The organism is Streptomyces mangrovi (assembly GCF_900114215.1).
Classification (GTDB): Bacteria; Actinomycetota; Actinomycetes; order Streptomycetales; family Streptomycetaceae; genus Streptomyces; species Streptomyces barkulensis.
In genome coordinates this window covers 161,693-169,667 of record NZ_FOSG01000012.1, presented here as the reverse complement: position 1 = coordinate 169,667, position 7,975 = coordinate 161,693, and the positions used below count along the sequence as shown (strand labels likewise).

Sequence of the window (7,975 nt, the reverse complement as noted above, 5' to 3'; positions counted from 1 at the left end):
CCGTTCGCCACTCTTCCCCTCCCGAAGGAGGTTCATCGTTCGACTTGCATGTGTTAAGCACGCCGCCAGCGTTCGTCCTGAGCCAGGATCAAACTCTCCGTGAATGCCTTTCCCCGTACTCGGGGTGTCACATCCGCGCAGAGCGGCACCGGCGGAAAGGAATGATTTCCGCGGTGCGCAGCGTCCTCGCTGTGTGATGTTTCAAAGGAACCTCATTCCCCGGCCGAGCGGCCCGGGAACGGGGTATCAACATATCTGGCGTTGACTTTTGGCACGCTGTTGAGTTCTCAAGGAACGGACGCTTCCTTCGGCACCCCTTCCGGGGCCCCTCCGGGCGCTTCCCTTCGATGTTTCCAACCTTACCAGAACCATTTTCCGGTCCGTTTCCGTCCCGTTCACTGATTCCGGCTGCCGGGAACCTGCCAGTGCAGGACTGGTTCCGGTTCCCGTTCGGCGGAGGCTTAAACGTACTGGAGCGGGGCGCCCGGATGCAAATCCGGGTGCCCCGCCCTCGGTTGAGCCTCAGACCTCGACGACCACGGGGAGGATCATGGGCCGGCGGCGGTAGTTGTCCGACACCCACCTGCCCACCACACGGCGGACGAGCTGCTGCACCTGGTGCGGCTCGGAGATGCCGTCCTGAGCCGACTTGGCCAGTGCCTCGTCGATCCTGGGGATCACCGACTCGAAGTCCTTGTCGTCGATACCGGAACCCCGGGACTGGATGTGCGGGCCGCCCGTGATCTTGCCGGTGGTGCTGTCCACCACCACGAAGATCGAGATGATCCCCTCCTCGCCCAGGATCCGGCGGTCCTTCAGCGACGACTCGGTGACGTCGCCAACAGACAGGCCGTCGACGTAGACGTAGCCCGCCTGGACCTTTCCGACGATCTTGGCCCTGCCGTCGACCAGGTCGACCACCACGCCGTCCTCGGCGATCACGATGTGGTCCTTGGGCACACCGGTCTGCGCGCCCAGTTCCGCGTTGGCGCGCAGATGGCGCCACTCACCGTGGACCGGCATCAGGTTCCTGGGCCGACAGATGTTGTAGAAGTACAGCAGTTCGCCGGCCGAGGCGTGGCCGGAGACATGGACCTTGGCGTTGCCCTTGTGGACGACGTCGGCACCCCAGCGGGTCAGCCCGTTGATCACCCGGTAGACCGCGTTCTCGTTGCCCGGGATCAGCGAGGAGGCCAGGATCACCGTATCGCCGGGAACGATGCGGATCTGGTGGTCCCGGTTGGCCATCCGCGACAGTGCCGCCATCGGCTCGCCCTGCGATCCGGTGCAGACGAGCACCACCTCGTCGTCCGGCAGATCGTCCAGCGTCCTGACGTCCACGACGAGCCCCGCAGGAACCTTGAGGTAGCCCAGGTCCCGGGCGATGCCCATGTTCCGGACCATCGACCGGCCGACGAAGGCGACACGGCGGCCGTACTCGTGGGCCGCGTCGAGGATCTGCTGGATGCGGTGGACATGGCTGGCGAAGCTCGCCACGATGATGCGCTTGCGCGCTCCGGCGAACACCTGGCGCAGCACCTGGGAGATGTCGCGCTCGTGCGGGGTGAAGCCCGGCACCTCGGCGTTCGTGGAGTCCGACAGCAGCAGGTCGATGCCCTCCTCCCCCAGCCGTGCGAAGGCTCGCAGGTCGGTGAGGCGGCGGTCCAGCGGAAGCTGGTCCATCTTGAAGTCGCCGGTGTGCACGGCCATGCCCGCGGGGGTGCGGACGGCGACGGCCAGGGCGTCCGGGATGGAGTGGTTGACCGCCACGAACTCGCAGTCGAACGGGCCGATGCGCTCGCGGTCGCCCTCGGTCACCTCGAGGGTGTAGGGACGGATGCGGTGCTCCTGGAGCTTGGCCTCGATCAGGGCCAGGGTCAGTTTGGAGCCGATCAGCGGGATGTCCGGCTTCTCCCGCAGCAGGTACGGGACGCCGCCGATGTGGTCCTCGTGGCCGTGGGTCAGGACGATGCCGTCGATGTCGTCCAGCCGGTCCCGCACGGAGCTGAAGTCCGGGAGGATCAGGTCGACTCCGGGCTGCTCCTCCTCGGGGAAGAGGACGCCGCAGTCGACGATGAGCAGCCGGCCGCCGTACTCGAAGACGGTCATGTTGCGGCCGATCTCCCCCAGGCCGCCCAGCGGGGTGACGCGCAGGCCGCCGTCGGGCAGGGGCGGCGGCGGGCCTAGTTCGGGATGCGGGTGACTCAAAAGTCTCTCCTCACCACGCACGCCACGCACCCTGGCGGGCACGTGGCGCGCGATCGTCGTGCACTTGCAGTTGTTGGTCCGTATCCAGTTGTGAAGTCTGTTTCAGAGCTGTACCCCGCCGGCGGCGAGATCGCGCTTGAGCTGCTCGGTCTCCTCCGGGATCAGCTCGACGAGCGGCATGCGCAGAGGGCCTGCCGGCAGCCCCTGGAGCGCGAGGGCGGCCTTGACGGTGATCACGCCCTGGGTGCGGAACATGCCGGTGAAGACCGGCAGCAGCTTCTGGTGGATCTCCGTCGCCTTGGTGACGTCGCCGCTGAGGTGGGCGTCCAGCAGAGCGCGCAGTTCGGGGGCGACCACATGGCCGACGACCGAGACGAAACCGACGGCGCCGACGGACAGCAGCGGGAGGTTGAGCATGTCGTCGCCGCTGTACCAGGCGAGTCCGCTGGTGGCGATGGCCCAGCTCGCGCGCCCCAGGTCGCCCTTGGCGTCCTTGTTGGCGACGATCCTGGGGTGTTCGGCCAGTCGGACGATGGTCTCGGTGTTGATGGGGACGCCGCTGCGGCCGGGGATGTCGTAGAGCATGACCGGCAGGCCGGTGGCGTCGGCGATGGCGGTGAAGTGCCGGTACAGGCCCTCCTGCGGGGGCTTGCTGTAGTACGGCGTGACGGCCAGCAGGCCGTGGGCGCCCGCCCGCTCGGCCGCACGGGCCAGTTCCAGGCTGTGCCGGGTGTCGTTGGTGCCGGCTCCGGCGACGACGTGGGCGCGGTCTCCGACCGCCTCGACCACGACCCTCACGAGCTCGGTTTTCTCCGCATCGCTGGTGGTCGGGGACTCGCCGGTGGTGCCGTTGACGACGATGCCGTCGTTACCGGCGTCCACCAGGTGGGCGGCGAGCTGCTGCGCGCCGTCGAGGTCGAGATCGCCGTCCGCGGTGAACGGCGTGACCATCGCGGTCAGGACCCGCCCGAAGGGCGTCTGCGGTGTGGAGGTCGGAGCCATGGGTCCCACGCTACTCGCAGCCTGAGGTCCGGTGCGCCCTCGGGAGGCGGTTGAGGAGCCCGGCACTGTCCGCTCGGGGGTTCAGACAGTGCCGGGTCCGTGGGAAAAGCGTAGACGAACATTCCCAAAAGCCGCAATCCGGACATAGATCGCAGCGGTCCGTGCGCTACGGCGCGACCCGCCCGTTGGCGTTGAACGCCTCGTGCGTCAGCGGCATGAGACCGGCCCAGTGCGCCTCCATCCGCTCGGCGACCATCTCGATCTCCCGCTGTGGGAACGAGGGCACCTTCGCCAGCTCGTGCTGGGTGCGCAGCCCCAGGAAGTGCATCAGCGACCGGGCGTTGCAGGTGGCGTACATCGAGGAGTAGAGACCGACCGGAAGGGCCGCGCGGGCGACCTCGCGGGCGATGCCGGCGTCCAGCATCTCCTGGTACGCCTCGTAGGAGCGGCGATAGCTGTCCTCAAGGGTCCGGACGGTGCCCCGGTGCTGCTCGGCCGTGCCCTCGACGAACCGGTACTTGCCCGGACGTCCCTCCTGCACCAGCTTGCGGGAAGTGTCCGGCACGTAGAAGACGGGCTCCAGCTCCCGGTACCTGCCGCTCTCCTCGTTGTAGCTCCAGCCGGCCCTGTGGCGGTGGAACTCGCGGAAGACGAACAGCGGCGCGCTGATGAAGAAGGTCATCGAGTTGTGCTCGAACGGGCTGCCGTGCCGGTCGCGCATCAGGAAGTTGATCAGCCCCCTGGAGCGCTGCGGGTCCTTCTCCAGTTCCTCCAGGGACTGCTCACCCGCGGTGGAGACCCGCGCCGCCCACAGCACGTCGGTGTCTGCGGCCGAGTGTTTGACCAGCTCGACGGTCATGTCACTGCGGAAGCGGATGTCGGGGGCGTCGGACACCGGGAATCCTTTCGGTCGTGCCACGCGGGAAGTCGAGGTGGCGCACAGCCTATGGCGGGGGCGAACCGGTAGGTGACCTCGCCCCCCCGGCTCACCCCCGCGGGCGCGGCGACGGACACGGCGACGGACACGGTCGCTGATATTCTTCCGGAAGCCGCAGAAAACGGGCACTTGCCCGAACGCCCGGACGTTCTCCCCGTGGCAGTACAGATCCCCCTTTGAGGAGCAGCAGCAGATGGTCCGCCGCGAGGAGTCCGTGCCCTTCGCCTTCGTCGCCGACTCCGGGCACTTCCGCAGTAACGTCACTCCCCCGCGCCGCCGTCCGTCGAGGACGGACCTGGCCGGTCGCGTGCTGCTGGGGGTGGTCGTGGTCGCCGGCCTCGTGGGATCCCTGCTCCTGGGGATGCCGGCCCTGGAGACCCCACGTCCGCAGGACGGCAGGCCGGACCAGCCGACCGCCGCCGAGAGCCGCTGATAATCTCCTCGCTCACAGGCCCCCACCCACTGTGTCCGTGAGCGAGGATCCCGTGCCACTGCACTTCCTGACGGCCGACGGCGAACTGGACGCCACAGCCTCCGAAGAACCGCTGCCGTACGAGGAGCGGGAGAGATGGCGGCGCCCCTACCGGCCGGGCCCCTGGCGGGTCGCCGGAGCGGCGCTGGCGCTGCTGCTCGCCGCCTACATGCTGATGTCCACCCTGATCATCGCCATGGCGGGCGCCACCGCGGAGGCGGTCGTGTGCCTGCTGGTCGCGGCGCTGGTGATCGCGTACGCGCTGCGGCTGCTGCGGGTGGGAGTGTGGGTCGGCGCCCGCGGGATACGCCAGGTGGGCCTGATCTCGACCACGACGCTTTCCTGGCGCGAGGTCTCGGCCGTACGCACCGTGCAGCAGCCGGTGAAATGGCTGGGCCTGCCGCGGACCGTGCAGGGTCAGGCCCTGCTCGTCGAACCGCGGCGCGGCGAGGCGCTGAGGCCGGTGCTGACCGACCACAACGCCGACTTCCTGTCCCGCCCCGGCTCCTTCGACCAGGCGGCGGACGTGGTCGAGGGCTGGGCCGCGGAGAACCGCCGCCCCTAGGCCCGCCCCTAGCCCTCACCGGTCCGGCGGGCCCGGGGGCGGCAGACGCCGTTCAGGCGGCGGTCTCCCGCACGGGCCCGCCGTCGTGCAGCGCGATGGCGCGCTGCATGGCCTTGCGGGCCCGCGGGGTGTCCCGGGCGTCGCGGTAGGCCACGGCCAGCCGGAACCAGCAGCGCCAGTCGTCCGGAGCGGCCTCGGTCTCCTCCTTGCGCCGGGCGAAGACCTCGTCGGCCGACGCCTTGTCCACGCGTCCCCCCGCCGTCCGCGCGGGCCCGTCCTGCGGCAGCCCGCCCTCGGCCTCCAGCTCCCGCGCCAGACGGCCGGCGTTCCGCGCGAAGCGGGTGTTGTGCCACAGGAACCAGGCGCCGACGCACGGAAGGACGAAGGCGACGGCCCCCATCCCCATCGCGGCGGGCTCGCCCGTCCTCAGCAGCAGCACGCCCTGCATGGCCACCACCGCGAAGACGGCGACCAGCGAGACGGCGAGGAAGGCGTAGGTGATCTTTCCGCCCATGGTTCTCAGTCCAGGTCCATGAAGTGCTCCAGCCCCACGGTGAGGCCGGGGGTGCCCGTCACACGGCGTACTCCCAGCAGGATGCCGGGCATGAAGCTGCTGTGGTGCAGTGAGTCGTGGCGGATGGTGAGGGTCTCGCCGGTGTCGCCGAAGAGCACCTCCTGGTGCGCCAGCAGTCCGCGCAGCCGCACCGCGTGCACCGGAATCCCGTCCACGTCCGCGCCGCGGGCGCCGTCGAGGGCGGAGGTGGTGGCGTCCGGCTGCGGAGGGCAGCCCGCCTCGGCCCGCGCCTCGGCGATGAGCCGGGCGGTGCGGGTGGCGGTGCCGGAGGGCGCGTCGGCCTTGTTCGGGTGGTGCAGCTCGACGACCTCGGCGGACTCGAAGAAGCGGGCGGCCTGCCGGGCGAAGCGCATGGTCAGCACGGCGCCGATGGAGAAGTTCGGCGCGACCAGCACTCCGGTGCCCGGGGAGGCCTCCAGCCAGGTGCGCAGCTTCCCGAGGCGCTCGTCGGTCCAGCCGGTGGTGCCGACGACGCCGTGGATGCCGTGACCGACGCAGAACTCGAGGTTGCCCATCACCGCGTCGGGGTGCGTCAGGTCCACCGCGACCTGGGCGCCCGCCTCGGTGAGCGCCTCCGGGGAGTCGTCCTTGTCCAGGGCGGCGACGAGTTCCATGTCGTCGGCGCCCTCCACGGAGCGGGCCGCCTCGGAGCCGATGCGGCCCTTCGCGCCGAGGACTGCTACGCGGAGCTTGCTCATGTGCGTGTTCCCTTTCACGGGTACGGGTCCCTGCGGGGCCCGGGATCGGGCGGAACCGACCGGGCGGGCCTGTCGGGACCGCGGTCAGGCGACGGCTTCGTCCAGGCGGGCGCTCTGCCGGTCGGTCAGCGGCCCGATGACCGACAGCGAGGGCCGCCATCCCAGGATCTCGCGGGCCACCGAGCGGATGTCGTCGGGGGTGACGGAGGCGATCTTCGCGAGCATCCCGTCGACCGACAGCTGCTCGCCCCAGCACAGCTCGCCCTTGCCGATGTGGTTCATCAGCGCGCCGGTGTCCTCCAGGCCCATGACCGTGGAGCCGGAGACCTGGCCGATGGCGCGGCGCAGCTCCTCGTCCCCCAGGCCGTGCGACGCGACGTGGTCGAGCTCGTCGCGGCAGATCTTCAGCACGTCGTGGACCAGGTTGGGGCGGCAGCCCACGTACACGCCGAACAGTCCGCAGTCGGCGAAGCCGGAGGTGTAGGAGTACACGCTGTAGGCCAGCCCGCGCTTCTCGCGCACCTCCTGGAACAGCCGGGAGCTCATCCCGCCGCCCAGGGCCGCGCTGAGCACTCCGAGCGCCCAGCGGCGTTCGTCGGTGCGGGACAGCCCGGGCATGCCGAGGATGACGTGGGCCTGCTCGGTGGCGCGGTCCAGCAGGTCGACGCGGCCCGCGGTGCGGATGCGGCGCGAGCCGCTCCGGGGGGCGACGGGCTCGGCGTCGGTGCGGCCCAGGGCGCCCGCGCGTTCGAAGGCCTCGCTCACCTGGCGTACGACCGTGTCGTGGTCGAGGTTGCCGGCGGCGGCGACGACCAGGTGGGTGGGGTCGTAGTGCCGGCGGTAGAACCGGGCGATCTGGTCGCGGGTGAGGGCGTTGATGGTGTCGGTGGTGCCCAGGACCGGGCGGCCCAGCGGGGTGTCGCCGAGCATGGTCCTGGCGAACAGGTCGTGGACGCAGTCCCCGGGATCGTCCTCGGTCATGGCGATCTCCTCCAGGACGACGTTGCGCTCGGCGTCGACATCCTCGGAGCGGATCAGCGAGCCGGTCAGCATGTCGCAGACGACGTCGACCGCCAGCGGCAGGTCGGTGTCCAGGACCCGGGCGTAGTAGCAGGTGAACTCCTTCGCCGTGAAGGCGTTCATCTCACCGCCGACCGCGTCGATCTCCGCGGAGATGTCCAGGGCGCTGCGCCGCCCGGTGCCCTTGAAGAGCAGGTGCTCCAGGTAGTGGGTGGCGCCGCCCAGCGCGGGCGTCTCGTCCCGGGAGCCGACCCGCGCCCAGATGCCGAAGGTGACGGAGCGGACGGTCGGTACCGACTCGGTGACGACCCGCAGGCCGCCGGGGAGCACGGTCTTGCGGACGGTGCCCACGCCGTTTCCGGCGGCGGTGGCCGACGGGGACCAGTGTCCGGGGGTGTGGGCGGGCACGGGTCCGGCGGCCGGTCGGGAGGCGTGATGAGGACGGGCGACGGCCCGCCCCACCGGGGCGGTGGGGCGGGCCGTCGTACGGGGCGTGCGC

Annotated in this window: 8 protein-coding genes and 1 rRNA gene; 2 read left to right on the top strand and 7 right to left on the bottom strand. The window is 70.4% G+C overall.

Translation table 11 applies throughout. The features are described from left to right. The 4 genes from BM237_RS18230 to thyX form a co-directional block, all read right to left on the bottom strand. Positions 1-104 (bottom strand): 16S ribosomal RNA (locus BM237_RS18230); the annotation flags it as partial. A 418-nt stretch (positions 105-522) separates the two neighbouring features. Next, complete coding sequence (locus BM237_RS18225; protein WP_093850746.1) at positions 523-2,208, bottom strand: ribonuclease J; 1,686 nt, start codon at positions 2,206-2,208, stop codon at positions 523-525. Positions 2,209-2,310: 102 nt separating this feature from the next. Next, positions 2,311-3,210: a 4-hydroxy-tetrahydrodipicolinate synthase gene (gene dapA / locus BM237_RS18220; RefSeq protein WP_093850745.1), complete on the bottom strand. Its 900-nt coding sequence runs from the start codon at positions 3,208-3,210 to the stop codon at positions 2,311-2,313. 166 nt (positions 3,211-3,376) lie between these two features. Further along, complete coding sequence (thyX, locus tag BM237_RS18215) at positions 3,377-4,069, bottom strand: FAD-dependent thymidylate synthase (protein ID WP_217655889.1); 693 nt, start codon at positions 4,067-4,069, stop codon at positions 3,377-3,379. A 271-nt stretch (positions 4,070-4,340) separates the two neighbouring features. Between thyX and BM237_RS18210 the strand changes: the two genes are divergently transcribed. Both BM237_RS18210 and BM237_RS18205 read left to right on the top strand, forming a co-directional pair. Further along, positions 4,341-4,580, top strand: coding sequence for a hypothetical protein (locus BM237_RS18210; protein ID WP_093850743.1), 240 nt, complete (start codon positions 4,341-4,343; stop codon positions 4,578-4,580). A gap of 52 nt (positions 4,581-4,632) precedes the next feature. Then, entirely contained in the window at positions 4,633-5,184 is a 552-nt protein-coding gene (locus BM237_RS18205; protein WP_093850763.1) for an SCO5741 family PH domain-containing membrane protein, read from the top strand. A 52-nt stretch (positions 5,185-5,236) separates the two neighbouring features. Here BM237_RS18205 and BM237_RS18200 read toward each other — a convergent pair whose 3' ends face one another. From BM237_RS18200 to BM237_RS18190, 3 genes are all read right to left on the bottom strand, one after another. Then, entirely contained in the window at positions 5,237-5,698 is a 462-nt protein-coding gene (locus tag BM237_RS18200) for a hypothetical protein (protein ID WP_093850742.1), read from the bottom strand. 5 nt (positions 5,699-5,703) lie between these two features. After that, positions 5,704-6,456 carry a 4-hydroxy-tetrahydrodipicolinate reductase gene (gene dapB / locus BM237_RS18195; protein WP_093850741.1) on the bottom strand — a complete coding sequence of 251 codons (753 nt, stop codon included), beginning with the start codon at positions 6,454-6,456 and terminating at the stop codon, positions 5,704-5,706. Positions 6,457-6,540: 84 nt separating this feature from the next. Beyond that, complete coding sequence (locus BM237_RS18190; RefSeq protein WP_245793727.1) at positions 6,541-7,884, bottom strand: M16 family metallopeptidase; 1,344 nt, start codon at positions 7,882-7,884, stop codon at positions 6,541-6,543. Positions 7,885-7,975 lie beyond the last annotated feature (91 nt).